The 19,646-nt window shown below is 68.1% G+C and carries 19 protein-coding genes and 1 pseudogene; all 20 read left to right on the top strand.

All coding sequences use genetic code 11. The features are described 5' to 3' along the window. Window positions 1–66: 66 nt before the first annotated feature. Window positions 67–927 carry an orotidine-5'-phosphate decarboxylase gene (pyrF, locus tag EV191_RS24145; protein WP_132879674.1) on the top strand — a complete coding sequence of 287 codons (861 nt, stop codon included), beginning with the start codon at window positions 67–69 and terminating at the stop codon, window positions 925–927. A gap of 100 nt (window positions 928–1,027) precedes the next feature. After that, window positions 1,028–1,345, top strand: coding sequence for an integration host factor, actinobacterial type (mihF, locus tag EV191_RS24140; protein ID WP_132879673.1), 318 nt, complete (start codon window positions 1,028–1,030; stop codon window positions 1,343–1,345). Then, a complete protein-coding gene (gene gmk, locus EV191_RS24135) occupies window positions 1,342–1,938 on the top strand; it encodes a guanylate kinase (protein WP_132879671.1) in 597 nt (198 codons plus the stop codon). Before mihF ends, gmk begins: the two co-directional genes overlap by 4 nt. 103 nt (window positions 1,939–2,041) lie before the next feature. Further along, window positions 2,042–2,329: a DNA-directed RNA polymerase subunit omega gene (rpoZ, locus tag EV191_RS24130; protein ID WP_207894652.1), complete on the top strand. Its 288-nt coding sequence runs from the start codon at window positions 2,042–2,044 to the stop codon at window positions 2,327–2,329. 38 nt (window positions 2,330–2,367) lie between these two features. Then, window positions 2,368–3,573 (top strand): bifunctional phosphopantothenoylcysteine decarboxylase/phosphopantothenate--cysteine ligase CoaBC, encoded by a 1,206-nt coding sequence (gene coaBC, locus EV191_RS24125; protein WP_132879788.1) that lies wholly within the window; start codon window positions 2,368–2,370, stop codon window positions 3,571–3,573. A gap of 10 nt (window positions 3,574–3,583) precedes the next feature. Beyond that, window positions 3,584–5,683, top strand: a complete 2,100-nt coding sequence (locus EV191_RS24120) for a primosomal protein N' (protein WP_279388456.1) — start codon at window positions 3,584–3,586, stop codon at window positions 5,681–5,683. Between the two features lie 130 nt (window positions 5,684–5,813). Then, window positions 5,814–6,737: a methionyl-tRNA formyltransferase gene (locus EV191_RS24115; protein WP_132879667.1), complete on the top strand. Its 924-nt coding sequence runs from the start codon at window positions 5,814–5,816 to the stop codon at window positions 6,735–6,737. Then, window positions 6,734–8,194, top strand: a complete 1,461-nt coding sequence (locus tag EV191_RS24110; protein ID WP_132879666.1) for an RsmB/NOP family class I SAM-dependent RNA methyltransferase — start codon at window positions 6,734–6,736, stop codon at window positions 8,192–8,194. The genes EV191_RS24115 and EV191_RS24110 overlap by 4 nt, the downstream gene beginning before the upstream one ends. Before the next feature lie 29 nt (window positions 8,195–8,223). After that, complete coding sequence (gene rpe, locus EV191_RS24105; protein ID WP_132879664.1) at window positions 8,224–8,913, top strand: ribulose-phosphate 3-epimerase; 690 nt, start codon at window positions 8,224–8,226, stop codon at window positions 8,911–8,913. A gap of 4 nt (window positions 8,914–8,917) precedes the next feature. Continuing rightward, window positions 8,918–9,556 (top strand): riboflavin synthase, encoded by a 639-nt coding sequence (locus EV191_RS24100; protein WP_132879663.1) that lies wholly within the window; start codon window positions 8,918–8,920, stop codon window positions 9,554–9,556. Beyond that, the gene (locus tag EV191_RS24095) at window positions 9,553–10,836 is read left to right on the top strand and encodes a bifunctional 3,4-dihydroxy-2-butanone-4-phosphate synthase/GTP cyclohydrolase II (protein ID WP_132879661.1); all 1,284 of its coding nucleotides are present in this window, start codon (window positions 9,553–9,555) and stop codon (window positions 10,834–10,836) included. Before EV191_RS24100 ends, EV191_RS24095 begins: the two co-directional genes overlap by 4 nt. Before the next feature lie 21 nt (window positions 10,837–10,857). Next, window positions 10,858–11,355 carry a 6,7-dimethyl-8-ribityllumazine synthase gene (gene ribH, locus EV191_RS24090; protein WP_132879660.1) on the top strand — a complete coding sequence of 166 codons (498 nt, stop codon included), beginning with the start codon at window positions 10,858–10,860 and terminating at the stop codon, window positions 11,353–11,355. Window positions 11,356–11,399: 44 nt separating this feature from the next. Then, a pseudogene (locus EV191_RS24085) lies at window positions 11,400–11,831 on the top strand (PH domain-containing protein); the annotation flags it as partial. Between the two features lie 146 nt (window positions 11,832–11,977). Then, window positions 11,978–14,008 (top strand): excinuclease ABC subunit UvrC, encoded by a 2,031-nt coding sequence (uvrC, locus tag EV191_RS24080; RefSeq protein WP_132879656.1) that lies wholly within the window; start codon window positions 11,978–11,980, stop codon window positions 14,006–14,008. 29 nt (window positions 14,009–14,037) lie between these two features. Beyond that, window positions 14,038–14,895 carry an RNase adapter RapZ gene (gene rapZ, locus EV191_RS24075; RefSeq protein ID WP_132879787.1) on the top strand — a complete coding sequence of 286 codons (858 nt, stop codon included), beginning with the start codon at window positions 14,038–14,040 and terminating at the stop codon, window positions 14,893–14,895. Then, window positions 14,892–15,905: a gluconeogenesis factor YvcK family protein gene (locus tag EV191_RS24070; protein ID WP_132879654.1), complete on the top strand. Its 1,014-nt coding sequence runs from the start codon at window positions 14,892–14,894 to the stop codon at window positions 15,903–15,905. Before rapZ ends, EV191_RS24070 begins: the two co-directional genes overlap by 4 nt. Before the next feature lie 120 nt (window positions 15,906–16,025). After that, window positions 16,026–17,015, top strand: coding sequence for a DNA-binding protein WhiA (gene whiA / locus EV191_RS24065; RefSeq protein WP_132879653.1), 990 nt, complete (start codon window positions 16,026–16,028; stop codon window positions 17,013–17,015). 131 nt (window positions 17,016–17,146) lie between these two features. Next, on the top strand, window positions 17,147–17,272 hold the full coding sequence (locus EV191_RS30855) for a hypothetical protein (protein WP_279388455.1): 126 nt from the start codon (window positions 17,147–17,149) through the stop codon (window positions 17,270–17,272). Window positions 17,273–17,329: 57 nt separating this feature from the next. Next, complete coding sequence (locus EV191_RS24060) at window positions 17,330–18,841, top strand: hypothetical protein (RefSeq protein ID WP_207894650.1); 1,512 nt, start codon at window positions 17,330–17,332, stop codon at window positions 18,839–18,841. Further along, a complete protein-coding gene (locus EV191_RS24055) occupies window positions 18,841–19,644 on the top strand; it encodes a hypothetical protein (protein WP_132879651.1) in 804 nt (267 codons plus the stop codon). The genes EV191_RS24060 and EV191_RS24055 overlap by 1 nt, the downstream gene beginning before the upstream one ends. Window positions 19,645–19,646 lie beyond the last annotated feature (2 nt).

The raw sequence follows: 19,646 nt of genomic DNA, 5'->3' as shown, positions 1-19,646 counted from the left end.
CCGTTCCTAGCAACGAAACACCGTCAGAAATGCGCTAAGTGGGTTAGCGCGGGATGAGGGGTGATCATGGTGGCGCGAGCGCCGTTCGGCTCTCGGATGGCGACAGCGGTGTCCAGCCGGGGGCCGCTGTGCGTCGGGATCGACCCACATCCCGAGCTGTTGGATGCCTGGGGGCTGGCGCGGGACGCGAACGGGCTCGAGTGGTTCGCGTCGCGCTGCGTCGAGGCCCTTGCCGGCGAGGTTGCCGTGGTCAAGCCGCAGTGCGCGTTCTTCGAGGCCTACGGCTCCAAGGGGATCGCGGTGCTCGAGCGGGTATGTGCCACCGCCATGGAGGCTGGCGCACTGGTGATCGCCGATGCCAAGCGCGGTGACGTGGGGTCGACCATGTCGGCCTACGCCGAGGCGTTCCTTGGCGCGGACGCGCCGCTGGCCTGCGATGCCGTGACGGTATCACCGTATCTAGGATTCGGCGCCCTCGAGCCGGCCGTGACGGCGGCCGAGCGGAACGGGCGCGGAGTGATCGTGTTGGCGCTCACCTCGAACCCGGAAGGTCGTGATCTACAACACGCGGCCACCGAATCCGGGCAAAGCGTGGCCCAATCGATAGTAAACGCGGCGAGTGAGCGCAACGCGACACACTGTGCTGAAACCGGCGCCCAGCTCGGTCCGGTGGGCGTGGTGGTCGGCGCGACCGTAGGGCAGAGCGAACTCGAGCTGTCCGAGCTGCGCGGGACGATCCTGGCCCCTGGTTTTGGGGCGCAGGGTGCCGGCATCGATGACCTGCGAAAAGTCTTTGGAAACGCGCTGCGCGACGTACTGCCGACCACCTCGAGGGCGGTTTTGCGGGCTGGGCCGAACGCGGAATCGCTGCGCGCCGCGGCGCTGCGAACCAGGGACGAAATCGTCGCTGGTACCGCTGATCACTAAATTTTCCGGCTCACCAGGGCGACCCCGCGTTGTGCTGCGCATAGCCGGGTCGGTACCGTCGCGCTGTCGATCGAGATCAGACCACCTTTCGGAGGAAATCGTGGCCCTTCCCCAGCTGACCGAGGAGCAGCGGGCCGCAGCACTGGAGAAGGCTGCTGCTGCCCGTCGTGCCAGGGCCGAGCTCAAGGAGCGGCTGAAGCGCGGCGGGACAACCCTTTCCGACGTGCTCTCCGCCGCGGACAGCGACGAGGTCTTGGGCAAGATGAAGGTATCCGCACTGCTTGAGGCACTTCCGGGTGTCGGCAAGGTGCGCGCCCAGCAGATCATGGAGCGTCTGGAAATCGCGCCAAGCCGTCGTCTGCGTGGCCTCGGTGACCGGCAGCGCAAGGCGCTGCTCACCGAGTTCCAAGGCGAGTGATTGGCGAAGTAACTGGCGGTGAGCCGGGTTCGGGTACAAGTGCCCGAGCCCGGCTCCTCGTCGTCTCGGGCCCATCGGGAGTAGGTAAATCGAGCGTCGTCACCGAACTGCGCCGACTGCTTCCCGAGTTGTATTTCAGTGTGTCGGTCACCACTCGGCCACCGCGGCCGGGAGAGGTCGATGGCGAGCATTACCACTTCATCGACGACCGCGCCTTTGACGAGTTGATTGCCTCCGGTGGACTACTTGAGTACGCGGAGTACGCCGGTAACCGTTACGGCACCCCTCGGGCGCCAGTGGAACGGGCACTCGGCGAAGGCAACCCCGCCGTACTGGAGATCGAACTGGCCGGCGCGCGGCAGGTCCGGGTGGCCATGCCGGAGGCGCTGCTGGTGATGCTGGCTCCGCCGAACTGGCAGGAGCTGGTGGACCGGCTGACCGGGCGGGGCACCGAGGGCGCGGATGTCGTGGACCGTCGGCTACGGACCGCGAAGGCCGAACTCGGTGCCGCCGAGGAGTTCGACGAGGTCGTGGTGAACGCCGATGTGCGATCGTCCGCCGAACAGTTGCTAACCTTGATACGGTGCCGGTAGCTACTGACCAGTGATTCGCGCAGGTGAGCGCATCGCCAGGCGGCTTACTTCCGGTCCATGAGTAAATGGCCAACCCTTTCCGGACTTCCCAGGAGCGTTCCGAGTGAGCATCCCCACGGCGTTTGGTATCCAGTCCGAGCCGGCTTCGGCGCAGGACGGCATTACCGACCCGCCCATCGACGACCTGCTTGAGAAGGTCAGTTCGAAGTACGCGCTGGTGATCTACTCCGCCAAGCGCGCGCGGCAGATCAATGACTACTACGCCCAGCTTGGCGAGGGTCTGCTGGAGTACGTTGGTCCACTGGTCGAGCCGGGGCCGCGCGAGAAGCCACTGTCCATCGCGCTACGCGAGATCCACACCGGACTGCTTGAGCACACCGAGGGCGAGTGAGCCAGGAGGCCGAACCGCCCGGCGCGCGGCGCCGCGTGGTGCTGGGCGTTGGCGGGGGGATCGCCGCCTATAAGGCGTGCGAAGTACTGCGTGGCCTGACCGAGGCGGGACATGAGGTCCGGGTGGTGCCCACCGAGGCCGCGCTGCGTTTCGTCGGCGAGGCCACCTTTGCCGCGCTGTCCGGTCAGCCGGTACACACCGGCGTCTTTCAGGACGTCGACGAGGTACCGCATGTCCGGCTGGGTCAACAGGCCGATCTCGTGCTGGTGGTACCCGCCACGGCCGATCTGCTCGCCAAGGCAGCGCATGGGATGGCCGATGACCTGCTGACCAATACCCTGCTCACCGCGCGTTGCCCGGTACTGATGTCCCCGGCGATGCACACCGAGATGTGGGAACATCCGGCGACTCAGGCCAATGTGGCCACCTTGCGCGAACGCGGCACGGTGGTGACCGAGCCCGCCGCCGGCCGACTGACCGGCGCGGACAGTGGTAAAGGACGGTTGGCTGACCCCGGCGAGATCGTCGATCTTGCGCGCCTGCTGCTGGCCAGCCCGCAGGCCCTGCCGTGGGATATGCGCGGTCTACGGGTGGTGGTATCCGCGGGTGGCACCAGGGAACCGCTGGACCCGGTCCGCTGGCTGGGCAACCGTTCCTCGGGTAAACAGGGTTACGCGCTCGCCCGCGTCGCGGCGCAGCGAGGTGCCGAGGTCACACTGGTCGCGGCGCATACCGTGGCGCTGTCCGAACCGGCCGGGGTGCGCGTCGTGCAGGCCGGCACCGCGCAGGAGTTGCGCGAGGCGATGCGGCAGGCTGCGGCCGAGGCTGATGTCGTGGTGATGGCCGCTGCCGTCGCGGATTTCCGACCGACCGGCTCGGCGGCCTACAAGATCAAAAAGACCGAACGGGAACCCGATCCGATCGCGCTGACCCGCAATCCGGATGTGCTTGCCGAACTGGTGGCGGATCGCCAGCCGGGCCAGACCATGGTCGGGTTCGCGGCGGAAACCGGGGATGCCGAGGGCAATATCCTCGAGTACGCCAGGGCAAAGCTGCACCGCAAAGGGTGTGACCTGCTGGTGGTCAACGCCGTCGGGGAAGGCAAGGCCTTCGAGACCGAGGACAACGACGGCTGGCTGCTCGCCGCTGACGGCACCGAGACGCGTATCCCGTTCGGCGCCAAGTCCCAGCTCGCCGTCGCGGTCTGGAACGCCGTGCTGGCCAGCAGATCCAGGCAGTCCTGAGTAACCGTCCCTGGGTAGGCCCTGGACCGGCCCGAATGGGGTATCGAGTCCAGCGGCAACGGCGGATTCTGATAGAGAAGCGACCATGACCGGCACGAGACGCGCTGCCAAGGGTGTCCGGCAACCCGCCGCACACCTGCCGATCGCCCGTGTCTATGTCGATGTCGCACTGGCCCATCTGGACCGGACCTTCGACTACCAGGTTCCCGAACAGTTCGCGGCCGACGCGGTGCCCGGTTGTCGGGTACGGGTGCGGTTTGCCGGCCAACTCGTGGATGGCTACCTGATGGAGCGGGCTGCCGAATCCGACCACGTAGGAAAGCTGGCCTTCCTCGACCGAGTGGTATCCGCCGAACCCGTAGTAGCGCCGGAGATCGCGAGCCTCGCCCGCGCGGTCGCCGACCGCTACGCGGGCAGCATGGTGGATGTCCTGCGGCTGGCGATCCCGCCCCGGCACGCGAAAGTGGAAGCCGAGCAGCCAGCCGAAACCCCGGACGTCGCGCCGTTTCCGGAGAACGGCGAGCGCACCGGCTGGTCGAGCTATCCCCGTGGCGAGTCCTTCGTCGAAGCGGTCGCCGGCGGCCGGCAGCCACGCGCTATCTGGCAGGCACCGCCTGGCGCGGACTGGCCCGCGCGACTGGCCGAACTGGCCGCCGTAGCCGCCGGCGCCGGTAAGGGCGCGGTGCTCGTGGTACCGGATCATCGGGACGTCGACCGACTGCATGCCGCCTGTACCGCCTTGCTCGGCGCGGAGGCGGTGGTGGCGTTGTCGGCCGGACTCGGCCCGGCCAAGCGCTACCGGCGCTGGCTGGCCGTACGGCGCGGGGCCGCCAAGGTGGTGGTCGGTACCCGGGCGGCGATGTTCGCGCCGGTGGCCGATCCTGGCCTGTTCGTCGTCTGGGACGACGGGGACGATCTGCATGCCGAACCCCGCGCGCCGTATCCGCATGTCCGCGACGTGCTGGTACAGCGCGCGCATCTGAGCGGGGCGGCACTGCTGGTGGCCGGCTTCGCCCGGACCGCGGAGGCCCAGCTGCTGGTGGACTCGGGGTGGGCGCACGCCATCGCGGCCGACCGAGCCGCGGTCCGCGCCGCGGCGCCGAGGGTCACCGCGATCGGTGAGACCGATGCCCAGCTGGCCAGGGACGAAGCCGCACGGTCGGCCCGGCTTCCCTCGGTGGCCTTCGAGGCCGCGCGGCAGTCTTTGCGAGATGGTGCCCCGGTACTGGTCCAGGTGCCGCGCCGAGGTTACGTCCCAGCGCTGGCCTGCGGGCAGTGCCGGGCGGCCGCGCGTTGCCGGCGGTGCGCCGGACCGCTCGGCCTGCCGCGCGCCGCGCGCGGGTCGGAAACCCAGCCGGCGGCCTGCCGCTGGTGCGGACATGGTGAGCCGGCGTTTCGCTGCGCCGAATGTGGTTCGCGGCGGATACGCGCGGTCGTCGTGGGCGCCGGGCGCACCGCCGAGGAATTGGGCAGGGCGTTCGCTGGCGCGACGGTGCGGACTTCGGGCCGCGACGAGGTGCTCGCCACGGTGCCGGCGACGCCCGATCTCGTGGTGTGCACGCCGGGCGCGGAACCGGTGGCCGAAGGTGGTTACGGGGCCGCGCTGCTGCTGGACGGGTGGGCTTCGCTCGGCAGGGCGGACCTTCGTGCCGCCGAGGAGACCCTGCGCCGGTGGATGACCGCGGCCGCGCTGGTGCGGCCGGGTTCGGCAGGCGGCAGGGTGGTGGTGATCGCCGAGTCGGTACTCGCACCCGTGCAGGCACTGGTGCGGTGGGATCCGGTCTGGCATGCCACGCAGGAGCTCGCCGGTCGCACCGAGCTGGGCTTCCCACCCGCGGTGCGGATGGCCACGGTGGACGGTACGCCCACGGCGCTCGCCACGCTGCTTGCCGATCTGGAGTTGCCGGATGGCGCGGAAGTACTGGGTCCGGTGCCGCTCGGTGAGGTCGATATGGATGGCAACGCCGAACGCGAGCGGGCGTTGATCAGGGCGACCCGGCGACAGGGTCGGCAGCTGGCCACGGCATTGGCGGCGGCGCAGGCCCGCAGGACGGCGCGGAAGGATCCGGAGAGCATCCGCGTCCAGCTCGATCCGCTCGACCTCATCTAACCTCGCTCACCGCAACATCCCTCAAGATTGTGGTCTCGGCGGTGCCGTGGTTACGCCTCGGCATGGGACGGGTCCGGTGTCCGTACACTGCTCTCGTGACATTCGCGTTCGGGTTGATGGGTGGTTGTTGATGCGCCTGGTGTTCGCCGGCACTCCGGCCGTGGCGCTGCCGACCTTGCGGGCACTGGTCGCCGCCGAGCGGCACACCGTGGCCGCGGTGCTGACCCGGCCGGACGCGCCCGTTGGCCGCGGTCGCAGGATGGGGCGTTCACCGGTCGGCGCTTTCGCCGACGAGCACGGTATCCCGGTGCTCGCCCCGGACCGGATCGACGCGGACTTTCGCGCGGCACTGGCCGAGCTGGAACCGGACTGCTGCCCGGTAGTCGCGTACGGCGCGCTGCTCCCACAGTCGGCTTTGGACATTCCGAAGCACGGCTGGGTGAACCTGCACTTCTCGTTGCTGCCGGCATGGCGTGGCGCCGCCCCGGTACAGGCGGCTGTGCGTGCCGGCGATGAGGTGACCGGGGCGAGCACCTTCCAGATCGTCCGGGAACTGGATGCCGGCCCGGTGTACGGCGTGCTCACCGAGCAGGTGCGGCCAAGGGACACCGCCGGTGAACTACTCGACCGGCTCGCGGTCTCCGGCGCGGACCTCATGGTGTCCACAATGGATGGCATTGCCGATGGTGCGCTGTACGCCAGGGAGCAGCCGGCCGACGGGGTCAGCTACGCGGGTAAGGTCACCGTCGATGACGTCCGGGTCTCCTTCGCGCAACCGGCTCTCGCGATCGACCGGCTGGTGCGTTCGGCGACCCCCGACCCGGGCGCCTGGTGCGAGTTCCGCGGTGAGCGATTCAAACTGGGGCCGGTGCTGCCGACCACGGAGTCCGCCCTTGCTCCTGGCGAGCTGCGCGTGGAACGCAAGCGAGTACTGGCCGGAACGTCGACGGTGGATATTGAACTGGGCGATGTGCAAGCGCGCGGTAAGAAGCGAGTCGCCGCCACTGATTGGGCGCGCGGAAGCCGAATAGAACCAGGAGAACGGCTGCGGTGAACCAACCACACAAACGCCGGGCGCGGCCAGCTGGTAACCGGCCCCCGCGCGGGCGAAGCGGTCCGGCGCGCCCGCCTGCCGACGACCCCGCGCGGCAAGCCGCGCTGGACGTGTTGCACGCGGTGCGCACCCGTGCCGCCTACGCGAACCTGGTACTCCCGGACATGTTGGCACAGCGCGGGATCAGCGGCCGCGATGCCGCACTCGCCACCGAGCTCGCCTATGGCGCCTGCCGGGCACAGGGCCTGCTCGACGAGATCCTTGCGGCCTGTAGCGACCGGTCGCTCGACGAGATCGACGGTTCCGCATTGGATGGATTGCGGTTGGGTAGCTATCAGCTGCTGCGCACCAGAATCCCCGAGCACGCCGCCGTGGCATCCACTGTGGACCTCGTGCGGACCGCTGCCGGTTCCCGGATCGCCGGTTTCGTCAACGCGGTGCTGCGCAGGGTGGCAGAGCGGGACGAACAGGCCTGGCTCGCCAAGCTTGCTCCGGACGAGACGGCGGACCCGATTGGCTACCACGCGCTGCGGCATGCCCATCCGCGCTGGATCGCCCGGTCCTTCGCCGAAGCACTCGGCGATAAGGGGGAGGAGCTGGCCGCGGCGCTTGCCGCCGATGACGCCCGGCCACACGTACACCTCACCGCGCGGCCCGGTGAGCTCTCCGCGGACGAACTCGCCGCGGCGACCGGTGGCGAGGTCGCCCCGTACGCGCCGTACGGGGTTCGGCTCGACACCGGCGGCGACCCGGGGAAGCTGGTGCCGGTCCAGGATCGGCTGGCCATTGTGCAGGACGAGGGCAGCCAGCTTTGCGCTCTGGCGCTCACCCGAGTCGAACTAGCCGGCGCGGATGCCCGCTGGCTGGACCTGTGTGCGGGGCCGGGCGGTAAATCCGTGTTGCTTGGCGCCCTTGCCGAACTCGCCGGGGCCGAGCTGGACGCGGTGGAAAAAGCGCCGCACCGGGCGAAGCTGGTCCGGGAGGCCTGCGGCGAGCTGCCGGTAACCGTGCACGAGGTGGACGGGACGGCTTCGGGGCTGCCAGCCGGATCCTTCGACAGGGTGCTGGTGGATGCGCCGTGCACGGGGCTCGGCGCGTTGCGCCGGCGCCCCGAGGCGCGTTGGCGACGCCAGCCGAGCGATGTCGGTGAGTTGACCAAACTGCAGCGGGCCCTGCTGATGGCGGCGATGGATCTGGTGCGCCCCGGTGGCGTCGTTGCCTACGTGGTGTGCAGCCCGCATCTCGCGGAGACCACCGGGGTCGTGACCGACGTCCTCCGGCGCACTGGCGCGCGCCTGCTGAACACCCGGGACTACTTCCCTGGCGTGCCGGCGCTCGGCAACGATTCGCTGACGGCGGGAAACTCGTCGGGCCACGGAAATAGCGTGCAGCTGTGGCCACACCGGCACGGAACCGACGCGATGTTCTGCGCGCTACTGGAGCGGCCGAGCGCATGAGCCGCCGAGCTGCTTTCTAGACTACGTGCGTGGTACACCAGCCGTTAATCGCTCCGAGCATTCTGTCCGCCGATTTCGCGCGTCTCGCGCAGGAGTGCGCCGCGGTCGGCGCCGGGCCTGCCGGACCAGGGGCGGACTGGTTGCATGTGGACGTCATGGACGCCCACTTCGTCCCCAATCTGACTCTTGGCCTGCCCGTGGTGCAGTCGCTGCTCAAGGCGACGGATATCCCGTTGGACTGTCACCTGATGATCGACGACCCGGACCGCTGGGCGATTGGCTATGCCGAAGCCGGCGCGTACAACGTGACGGTGCACGTCGAGGCCGCCAAGGATCCGATTCAGCTGGCCAAGAACCTCCGTGCGGCAGGTGCGAAAGCCGGCCTGTCGATCAAGCCCAACACGCCGTTCGAGCCGTATGTGGACGTGCTCAAGCACTACGACACATTGCTGGTCATGTCCGTTGAACCGGGTTTCGGCGGCCAGTCCTTCCGACCCGAGGTGTTGGACAAGGCGCGCGCCGCCCGGTCGCTGGTGGACACTGGACACCTGACCCTGGTCGTCGAGATCGACGGGGGCATCAACGCCGACACGATCGAACAGGCGGCCGAAGCCGGCGTCGACTGTTTCGTGGCCGGCTCGGCGGTGTACGGCGCGGAGGATCCGGCGCTCGCCGTGGCGAAGTTGCGCGAGCAGGCAAACCAGTCCAGCGGGAGGTAAAGCGGTGTTCACCGGAATCGTCGAGGAGATCGGCGAGATCGTCGAGGTCCAGCAGCGCCCCGAAGCCGCGCGGTTGACCGTACGTGGGCAGGTGGTCACCTCGGATGCTCGACACGGTGACTCGATCGCGGTGAGCGGCGTGTGCCTGACCGTCGTCGACGTCGTGGACGCCCAGTTCACCGTGGATGTGGTGCACGAAACACTGTTGCGCAGCAGCCTGGCCAAAGCGCAGGCGGGGGATCGGGTGAACCTGGAGCGCGCCGCCGCGGTCGGTCAGCGGCTCGGCGGGCATATCGTCCAGGGACATGTGGACGGTACCGGCGTACTACGCTCCCGCGCCGCCGACGGGCTGACTCGGTTCAGCGTGCCGCCCACATTGGCTCGCTACCTGGTGGACAAGGGTTCGGTCGCGGTGGACGGGGTGTCACTGACGGTCGTCGAACCTACCCAGGATGAGTTCTCCGTGGCATTGATCCCCACCACACTCGCGGATACGACCTTGGGTCAGCGCGACCCGGGTGATGTAGTGAACCTAGAGGTTGACGTTTTGTCCAAGTATCTGGAACGGCTGGCCAACCCGGCGCTGCGCGCGTATGCCGAGCAGTCAGGGGATAATGGTGCCAGGAACGAGGAGACGCGGTGAGCGAAGCATTTGCTGAGATCGAGGCCGCGATCGCGGATATTGCCGAAGGTCGCCCGGTCGTCGTGGTCGACGATGAGGACCGGGAGAACGAGGGTGACCTGATCTTCGCCGCGGCCAAGGCCACCCCGGAACTGCTCGCCTTCATGGTGCGCTACACCTCCGGCTACATCTGCGTGCCGCTGACCGAGCAGGACTGCGATCGGCTCGACCTGCCGCCGATGTTCCACACGAACCAGGACGCGCGGGGCACCGCCTACACCGTCACGGTGGACGCTCGGGAGGGCGTGAGCACCGGGATCTCCGCGGCCGACCGGGCGCACACCATTCGACTGCTCGCGGACACCGGTTCCACCGCGGGCGACTTCACCCGACCGGGTCACGTGGTGCCGCTGCGCGCGAGGGAGGGTGGCGTTCTGCGCCGCCCCGGCCACACCGAGGCCGCCGTGGACCTCGCGGTGCTCGCCGGCCTGTCCCCGGCGGGGGTACTCTGCGAGATCGTCAGCCAGAAGGACGAGGGCGATATGGCTCGCCGCGACGAGCTCGAGGTGTTCGCCCAGGAACACGATCTCCGGCTGATCAGCATCGCTGATCTCATCGCCTACCGCCGCCGGTTCGAAAAGCAGGTCGAATGGGTGGCCGAGGCGCGTATTCCGACCCGGCACGGGACTTTCCGGGCGCTCGGCTACGACAGCCTGCTGGACGGGATCGAGCATGTCGCGCTGGTCTACGGCGAGATCGGCGATGGCAGCGAGGTCCTGGTCAGGGTGCACTCGGAATGCCTCACCGGTGACGTGTTCGGCTCGCTGCGCTGTGACTGCGGGAACCAGTTGGACGCCGCGCTTGGCGCGGTCGCCGCCGAGGGCCGCGGCGTCGTGCTCTACATCCGCGGGCATGAGGGCAGGGGCATCGGGCTGATGCACAAACTCCAGGCCTACCAGCTGCAGGACGCCGGCGCGGACACGGTGGACGCCAATCTCGCGCTCGGTATGCCGGCGGATATGCGGGACTATGGCACCGGCGCGCAGATTCTGGTTGATCTGGGCGTTCGCTCGATGCGGTTGCTGACCAACAACCCGGACAAGCGCGTCGCGCTGGAAGGCTACGGCCTGCACGTCGCGGACAGGGTCGCGCTGCCAACCTCGACAAATCCGGAGAATCTGCGCTATCTGCGGACAAAACGGGACCGGATGGGGCATGAACTCGCCGATCTGGAACAGTATGACGCGCAGGGTGCTCCGGACCCTGACCCGGAGGACGAACAGGGCGGGGTTACCGCATAAGACCGGGGAGGAGGCGGCCCGATGAGTGGTGAGGGCAGGCCGGAGCTGGAAGTTCCGGATTGTTCGGAGTTCCGGTTGGGCATCGTGGCGACCCGCTGGCACCCGAAGATCACCGATGCGCTGGTGGAACGCGCCCTCGCGGCCGGAGCCAAAGCCGGGGTGGCCGATCCGACGGTGGTCCGCACGGCCGGCGCGGTGGAACTTCCCGTGGTGTGCCAGACGTTGGCCAAACATCACGATGCGGTAGTCGCGTTGGGTGTGGTGATCCGAGGTGGCACGCCACATTTCGAGTACGTCTGTGACGCGGTGACCGCGGGTCTCACCCGGGTTTCGCTCGATGAGTCAACGCCCATCGGCAACGGCGTGTTGACCTGCGATACCGAGCAGCAGGCACTCGATCGCTGCGGGCTGCCCGAATCGTTGGAAGACAAGGGCTTTGAAGCCTGTGTGGCGGCCTTGGAAACGGCCACGGTGCTACGCGGGCTGCGTCAGCCGTGGACGGAACGGGGATTCGCGTGACCAGTGGGACCGTTGAACGAACTCGGCGAGATGAGGGCGAGACGATGACTGAACCCGAGCGGGTGCAGTTTCGGCCGCGCCGGATGACCTGGGTTTCCGTTGTCTGCGCGATCGCGCTGGTCGTTGCGTTCACCGCGGTCGGTTCGCTGTTGCAGATCGGGGACACGGGCGTGGCGTTCGCCTTCGCCGATCAGGTGGCGATGGTGGTGATCGGGGTGCTGCTCGCGATCGGCTCGCTGCTCTGGGCGCGGCCGAGGGTGCGCGCGGACGCCGAGCACATCGAAGTACGCAACGTGGTGACTACCCGGCGCTTTTCCTGGGACGAGGTGGAGCAGGTCAGTTTCCCGGACGGCGCGCCGTGGGCACGCCTGGAGATGCCAGGCGACGAGTACGAATCGGTGATGGCGATCCAGGCGGTGGACCGGCGGCGCGCCGTGGACGCGGTACGAGTGCTGCGTTCCTTGCACCGCCAGGCACTGCAGCGCGCCGAGTCCGCGCGCGCCGAGGAGCGGGCCGACGCCGCTGAACGGGGCGGCGTTACCGAGGTCGATACCGAAGAGGCATGACCAGCCGGCCGCTGGCCCCACGTGAGGCTGTCGGACGGCGAACGTAGGCTGGCGGGGTGGCCGACCCGTCGACCTACCGACCAGCGCCCGGCAGCATTCCGGATGCACCCGGCGTATACAAGTTTCGCGACAGCACCGCGCGGGTGATCTATGTCGGCAAGGCGAAAAGCCTGCGCAGCCGGCTGAACTCGTACTTCGCTGATCTGGCCGGGCTGCACCCGCGCACCAGACAGATGGTGACCACGGCCGCCTCCGTGGAGTGGACGGTGGTCGGCACCGAAGTTGAAGCGCTGCAGCTCGAATACAACTGGATCAAGGAGTTCGATCCGCGCTTCAACGTGCGGTACCGGGACGACAAGTCCTATCCGGTGCTCGCGGTGACCCTGCATGAGGAGTTTCCCAGACCGCATGTGTACCGGGGGCCGCGCAAGGCAGGGGTGCGCTATTTCGGGCCGTACTCGCACGCCTGGGCGATCCGGGAAACGCTCGATCTGCTGCTGCGGGTGTTTCCGGCGCGAACCTGTTCCAACGGCGTCTTCAAGCGGCATGCCCAGATCGGCCGCCCGTGTCTGCTTGGGTATATCGAGAAGTGCTCGGCACCGTGCGTGGGGCGAGTGACCGCGGACGAGCACCGCCAGATCGTGGATGATTTCTGCGACTTTCTCGCCGGGCGGACCGATGTGATGGTGCGCAAGCTGGAGCGCGAGATGAGCTCGGCCGCGGAAGAACTCGAGTTCGAACGGGCCGCCCGGTTGCGCGATGACCTGGACGCGCTGCGCAGAGCGATGGAGAAGCAGGCGGTTGTACTCGGGGACGGCACCGACGCCGATGTCGTCGCCTTCGCGCACGACGAGCTGGAGGCCGCCGTGCAGGTGTTCCACGTACGGGGTGGCCGGGTCCGCGGCCAGCGCGGTTGGGTGATCGACAAGGTCGAGGAGATGGGCGTCGCCGACCTGGTGGAGCAGTTCCTGAGCCAGTTCTACGGCGAACAGGTGGACCTCGCGGCACGCACCGAAGGCACCGACGCCGCCGGTAGCCCGGTGCCCAAGGAAGTACTGGTTCCCGAACTTCCGCCGGACGCGGCGGCGATCACCGAATGGCTGACCGGGCTCCGCGGTTCGAAGGTGAGCCTGCGAGTGGCCCAACGCGGGGACAAACGCGCGCTTGCCGAAACCGTGACGCGAAACGCTACGGAGGCCTTCGCGCAGCACAAGCTGCGCAGGGCGGGCGATCTCACCGCGCGGTCCGCGGCACTGCAGGAACTTCAGGAACTGCTCGGGCTGGACAGTGCGCCGTTGCGGATAGAATGCGTGGATATCAGCCATATCCAGGGCAGTGATGTGGTCGCCTCGATGGCCGTGTTCGAAGACGGCCTGCCACGCAAGGCCGAGTATCGCCGGTTCGAGATCAAGGAAGCCGCCAGCGAAGGTGACGTGGCCTCCATCGCGGAGGTGATCCGGCGCCGGTTCGCGCGCTACCTCAAGGAGACCAAGGCGGATGCCGCGCCGTCCGCTGTGGATACCGAAACGGATACTGCCCAGACCGAGGCGGCGGCCGGGGAACCGGAGCGCCCGGGTATCGACCCGGAAACCGGACGACCACGCAAGTTCGCCTACCCGCCGAATCTACTCGTCGTGGACGGCGCGGGACCGCAGGCGACGGCCGCCGCCGACGTGCTCGCCGAGCTGGGTATCACCGATGTCGCGGTGGTCGGCCTGGCCAAGCGACTGGAAGAGGTGTGGCCGCCAGCCGAGGAGTACCCGGTGATCCTGCCGCGCACCAGCGAAGCGCTCTACTTGCTGCAGCGGGTTCGGGACGAGGCACACCGGTTCGCGGTGCGCTACCACCGGCAGAAGCGGTCCAAGCGAATGACCAGCTCCGCGCTGGATGGTGTACCCGGGCTTGGCGAAGCACGCAAGAGTGCCCTGCTCAAGCATTTTGGCTCGGTACGCAAACTCAAACAGGCCAGTGTGGACGAGATCAGTGCGGTGCCGGGGGTCGGCAAACGCACCGCGGAAACCATCGTTTCCGCGTTGGGTAACGGGACATCGAGTAATGGAAACTCGAATGGGGAAGGGGAGTCGTGAGCGAGCAGAACGGTCCAGCGGGCAGCGGTATGGAGGTGGCGGTTGTCTCCGGGCTTTCCGGTGCCGGCCGCAGTACCGCGGCGAAATGCATGGAAGATCTCGGTTGGTTCGTCGTGGACAACCTGCCGCCCGAACTGATCTCGACAATGGTCGAGCTCGGCGCGCAGGCCCGTGGCGCGATCACCAAGGTCGCGGTCGTGATGGATGTGCGGTCCCGCGCGTTCACCGATGACCTCTCCTCAGTGATCAAGGATCTGGACGCGCGGGGCTACAAGCCGAGGGTGCTGTTCCTGGAAGCCACCGACGCCGTGTTGGTGAGCAGGTTCGAACAGGTCAAGCGCAGTCATCCGATGCAGGGAGACGGCAGGCTGATCGACGGGATCGGCGCCGAGCGGGCACTACTCACCCCGCTGCGCGAGGAGGCCGATCTGATCCTGGACACCTCGGCGCTTTCGGTGCACCAGCTGCGAGCCAAGATCGAGGACGCTTTCGGCACAGAGACAAGTACCCAAACCAAGGTCACCGTACTGTCCTTCGGCTACAAGTATGGCCTGCCGATGGACGCGGACCTGGTGATGGACGTGCGGTTCCTGCCGAATCCTTTCTGGATTCCGGAATTGCGCGACCAGACCGGTTTGGACGGTGAGGTGAGCAACTACGTGCTTGGGCAGGAGGGCGCCACCGACTTCCTTGACCGTTATCACGAGCTGTTGCGGCTGGTCGGTGCGGGCTACCGGCGGGAAGGCAAGCGATACCTGACCCTGGCGATCGGCTGCACCGGCGGTAAACACCGCAGCGTCGCGCTCTCCGAGGCGCTGGCCGCTCGTATGTCCGATGAGGACGGAATGACGGTGAAGGTCGTACACCGGGATTTGGGGCGGGAGTGACGGAGGCGGCTCGGCCGCGCGCCGTGGCACTGGGAGGTGGCCATGGCCTGTACAGCACTCTCACCGCACTGCGCAGGTTGACCGACGCGATAACCGCCGTGGTGACGGTAGCCGACGACGGTGGCTCCTCCGGCCGGATTCGCCGCGAGCTGGGCCTCATCCCGCCGGGTGATCTTCGGCAGGCGTTCGCGGCGCTTGCCCTCGCCGAGCGCGACGGGCTGCTCGATGAACCCGGTACCGCTGGGCACGGACCGGACGAGCACGGCACCCGTTGGGCCACGGTGTTTCAGCACCGGTTCGGTGGCTCGGGCGCGCTCGCCGGGCACGCGGTCGGCAACCTGCTGCTCGCCGGGCTGTTTGAGGTGCTTGGCGATCCAGTGGCCGCGCTGGACGAAGCGGCCCGACTGCTCCGGATATCCGGCAGGGTGCTGCCGATGTGCCTCGAGCCGCTGGATATCGAGGCGGAGGTGGCCGGCCTTGCCGCGGCAGACGGGACCCCGCGTTGGATTCGCGGCCAGGTCGCCGTCGCCTCCACCCCAGGTCAAGTGCAACGAATCAGCCTGCGAAGCGCCTCCGGCGAGGTGCCACGAGCATGCCCGGAAGCAGTACGGGCCGTGCTCGACGCGGATATCGTGCTGCTCGGGCCAGGGTCGTGGTTCACTAGCGTGTTGCCACATCTACTCGTGCCGGAGTTGCGTGCGGCGCTGGGACAAACCAGGGCCACCAAGGTCGTGGTGCTGAACCTGATCCCTCAACCGGGTGAAACGGCCGGTTTCTCCCCTGAGCGCCATCTGGACGTACTCTGCGAGCATGCACCGGAACTCCGGGTAGACGCGGTGATCGCGGATACTGACGCCGTGCCGACCCCGGAACGGCTTCGGCGCGCCGCGGCCAGTATGGGGGCGCACGCGAGGTTGGCACCCATCGCAGCTCACGGGCATGTTGGTCGGCATGATGCGGATGCGCTGGCGGCCAGCCTACGAGAGGCTGTGCACGTCGCGCGGAGCTGACGGAGTCTGTGTTCGACGTTGGGGATGCATAGGGGAGTTGGCCAGTAGGAGCTGGCCAGCGGGAGATCGGGAGCGCCGAGCGAGGCTTACGGTCGAGACCGTGGGCGGAGAGGAGGGCCGGTGGCGATGACCGCGGCGGTCAAGGATGAGCTCAGCCGGTTGGATGTGTCCAAGACCTGTTGTCGTCGCGCGGAGGTGTCTTCGCTGCTGCGCTTCGCCGGCGGGTTACACATCGTGGGTGGCCGGGTCGTCGTCGAAGCGGAACTGGACACCGGTGCGACGGCGCGCAGGCTGCGCAAGGAAATCCACGACTTGTTCGGCCACCACTCGGATGTGCACGTGATCAGCTCGGGCGGGCTGCGCAAGGGCACCCGCTACGTGGTGCGAGTGGTCAAGGACGGCGACGGCCTTGCCAGGCAGACCGGTCTGCTCGACCCGAGAGGACGGCCGGTACGCGGCCTGCCCGCGCCCGTCGTGGCCGGGGGCACCTGTGACGCGGAGGCGGCCTGGCGGGGTGCTTTCCTGGCGCACGGCTCGCTGACCGAACCGGGACGCTCCTCCTCGCTCGAAGTCACCTGTCCTGGCCCGGAGGCGGCGCTGGCGCTGGTGGGAGCGGCCCGCCGGCTCGGGATCACCGCGAAATCCCGCGAGGTGCGCGGGGCCGATCGAGTAGTGGTGCGGGACGGGGACGCCATTGGCGCGATGCTGACCAGGCTCGGCGCGCATTCCAGCGTGCTCTCCTGGGAGGAACGCCGGATGCGCAGGGAGGTGCGCGCCACCGCGAACCGGCTGGCCAACTTCGACGACGCGAACCTGCGACGCTCGGCGCGGGCGGCGGTCGCCGCGGCGGCGCGAGTGGAGCGTGCGCTGGACATACTGGGCCCCGATGCCCCGGAACACCTGCTTACGGCCGGTCAGCTGCGGTTGGCCAACCGGCAGGCTTCGCTCGAGGAGCTTGGCCAGCTCTCCGATCCGCCGATGACAAAGGACGCGGTGGCTGGGCGCATTCGCCGGCTGCTCGCGATGGCCGACAAACACGCGAAGGACCAGGGCATACCGGATACCGGCTCGGCCGTCACCGCCGAGATGCTCGAGGAGGAGGACGCGTAGGTTGGCCGCGTCCGGCGTTACTCGTGCGGGATCCCGCCGTTCGTCGCGGCTTGCCTACGGATCACTCGCCAAGTGGCTGACGCCCGCGGCCATCCTGGGTAGATTCGGGCCGGAACCGTCTGGTCGAGGGGGTGGTCGGCATTCGCGCACTCGGTACGCTGCTGGTCGCGGCTGTTCTCGTGATCGTCGCCCTCATCCTGCTTGGCGTGGATATCCCGCTGCCCGATTTCGTGGACCAGCTTTTCGACCGCGACTAGTTCGGCTTGTCGACCTCGCCCGACGTGGCGTCGTCGCGGCGACTAGCCTGGAGCGCCGTGCAGGATGACCGAACGGGCGGCGCGGACAGCCGGGTGGACGAGGGGCTCACCCGCAGGCTGAAGGCGCTCGCGTGTACCGCGCCGCTGCACGAGCTCGACGCACGGAAGACGAAGCTGGACTGGGCCGACGCGCGGGTCTACCAGATGGCCGAGATCGGTCTGCACGCGATCGACCAGGTCACCATCGCGATGGACTTCGATGCCGGCGCCGATCACCGCGAGATCGTGCACCGGCTGCGCCCGTTCATCGCCGCGCAAGCACCGAACCGACTGGCCGAGGAACACGAACGAGTGGCCCGTTGGGTGCTGGACAATCTGATCAACGTGGGCACCACGGACCGTGGGTTCCATCGGGTGTACGGCGACGTCGACGAGCGCGGCCGCTATGTCCGCCGGTCCTTCGACTTCAAGCTGCTCATCGAGTTCGCCGGTAGTGCCGGGCAGGTGTACCTGCGCTCCAGCGACGAGGCGATCAACGTGCTCGTCGGCGCATTGGATACCGACGTGGAGTCCGCGCAGATCGCCGCCGAGGTGAAACTGGACAATCTGATCAAGCGGGGCCGGCTCGCCGACGCGAAGCTGGCCGCTGAGCAGGCGCGGTACCGGACCGTGCAGTACGGCGAGATCCTGCGGGCGAAGCTGGACGCGACTCGCCGCGACGTGCGCGCGGTCGACTGGGAACAGGAGATCCCCGAGCTGATCGACTCCGCGCTGGCGCATATCGAGACGCGGTTTCGCGCGGAGAACGGCGTATTGCGCAATATCACCACCGCGCGGGATGAGTCGGAGGATCCGGACCACAAGCGTCGGGCTGCCGAACTGGTGGAGATCGTTGCCGACTGTATCGGCAGGCATACTCAGCTGCAGTCCCGGCTACAAGCCGCCGGTGCGACGTTTCGCGCCGAGCAGGACCGGCAGCAGTTCTCCGGTCCGCCGCAGCGGGCCACGCTGGATCTGTTCGGCCAGCTGTTGATGCCCAGTCTGGGACTGTCCCTGCACGATGCCGTATCGCCAACCGAGGCGTACTTCAACGCAGCCGCCGGGGTGACGGTGCCGCCGGTCCCAGCCCTGTCTTCACTGGTTTCCCTGCTGCTGCGGCCTTCGGCGGAACGCGAGGAGTTCGTCGGCGAGGTCGATGAGCCCGAGTTGCTGCCAGCCGAGACGACCGACCGGTTCACCGATGAGCAATGGCGCTATGCCGACGAACTCCTCGACCTGCCCGATGTGCCCCGCAGGCTGTCCGGGTTGCTTGCCGAGGCACGGTCGGTGGATCGGGACGTGGCCAGGTTGATCGCGCTGCGCGCGTTGCATGCCTACAGCCCGGAAGTGGGCGCGGCGTATCGCGCCGGTGATGCGGGCACGTTGCTCGCGGTGGATGACGGCACGGAGTTGGACGATGCGGAATTCGGCGGTGCCGATCTGTTACTGATCACGGCTGGCTTGCGGTCGGAGCCCGAGGCGCAGCCCGGTTCGACACTGGACGCCGACGAGGGGGAGGTGGCTGTCTGATGGCTCGCACGGTGGATGCCGGGGACGTGGAATCGGCCGCGCGGTTGATCGCGTTCGGGATGCGGCCAAAGCAATTGCCGGCGCGCGATGTCGCCTATGCGGAGCTGGTCCGCCGGTTCACCGAGGACCGGTCCTTCAAACAGACCACCCACGCGGTCGCCGCCGGGCTCGGCTTGATGGTGCTGGACGTGAGCATGCAGGCTGGTGCCGTGCTCGCGGCCACCGACGAGTCGGTCTTTGAGATCAAAATGGACGGTTACGCCCGGCAGAGCAAGATCCGGGAGCGCAGGGACACCGAGAAAGTCCTGCACGGCCTGATCCATCTCGCGGTCGCCGCGCTCGGCTATCCGCGACCGGATGATCTCGCCAACGACACCTACATCGGCAGGGTCAGCGTCGAGCAGGTCGACGGCATGGTGCGGGAAGCCTGCCGGGTACTGGACGAGCGAGCGGCCAAGGCCGAACGGAACAATGATCCGCTCGCCGAATCGCCCGAGTTGGAGCAGGCGTGGCGGGCTTTCGCCCGACGACCGTCCACAGCGGCGACCAAGGATGGGCGGCTCGCCTCGGACACCACCCGGGGGATGGTCACCCGCGCGCTGCGGTTTCTCACCGAGCAGGGTTTTCTGGTCCAGGTCAACGAGGAATACGGCGGGACGTTCCGGACCACGCCGCGCTACCAGGTGCAGGTGCGCGAGCTTGCGGCGGACGCGGCTTTCGACGAGCTGCTACGGCTGAACGTGGTTTCGGTGGCAACCAATGACGGCAGTCTGCGCCAGGCTGCTCCGGAAACGCTGGGGTAAAA

The sequence above is a fragment of the Tamaricihabitans halophyticus genome, assembly GCF_004340875.1.
Lineage (GTDB): Bacteria > Actinomycetota > Actinomycetes > Mycobacteriales > Pseudonocardiaceae > Tamaricihabitans > Tamaricihabitans halophyticus.
The sequence above is the reverse complement of the archived record's forward strand: the minus strand, read 5'-3'. Positions and strand labels throughout refer to the sequence as shown.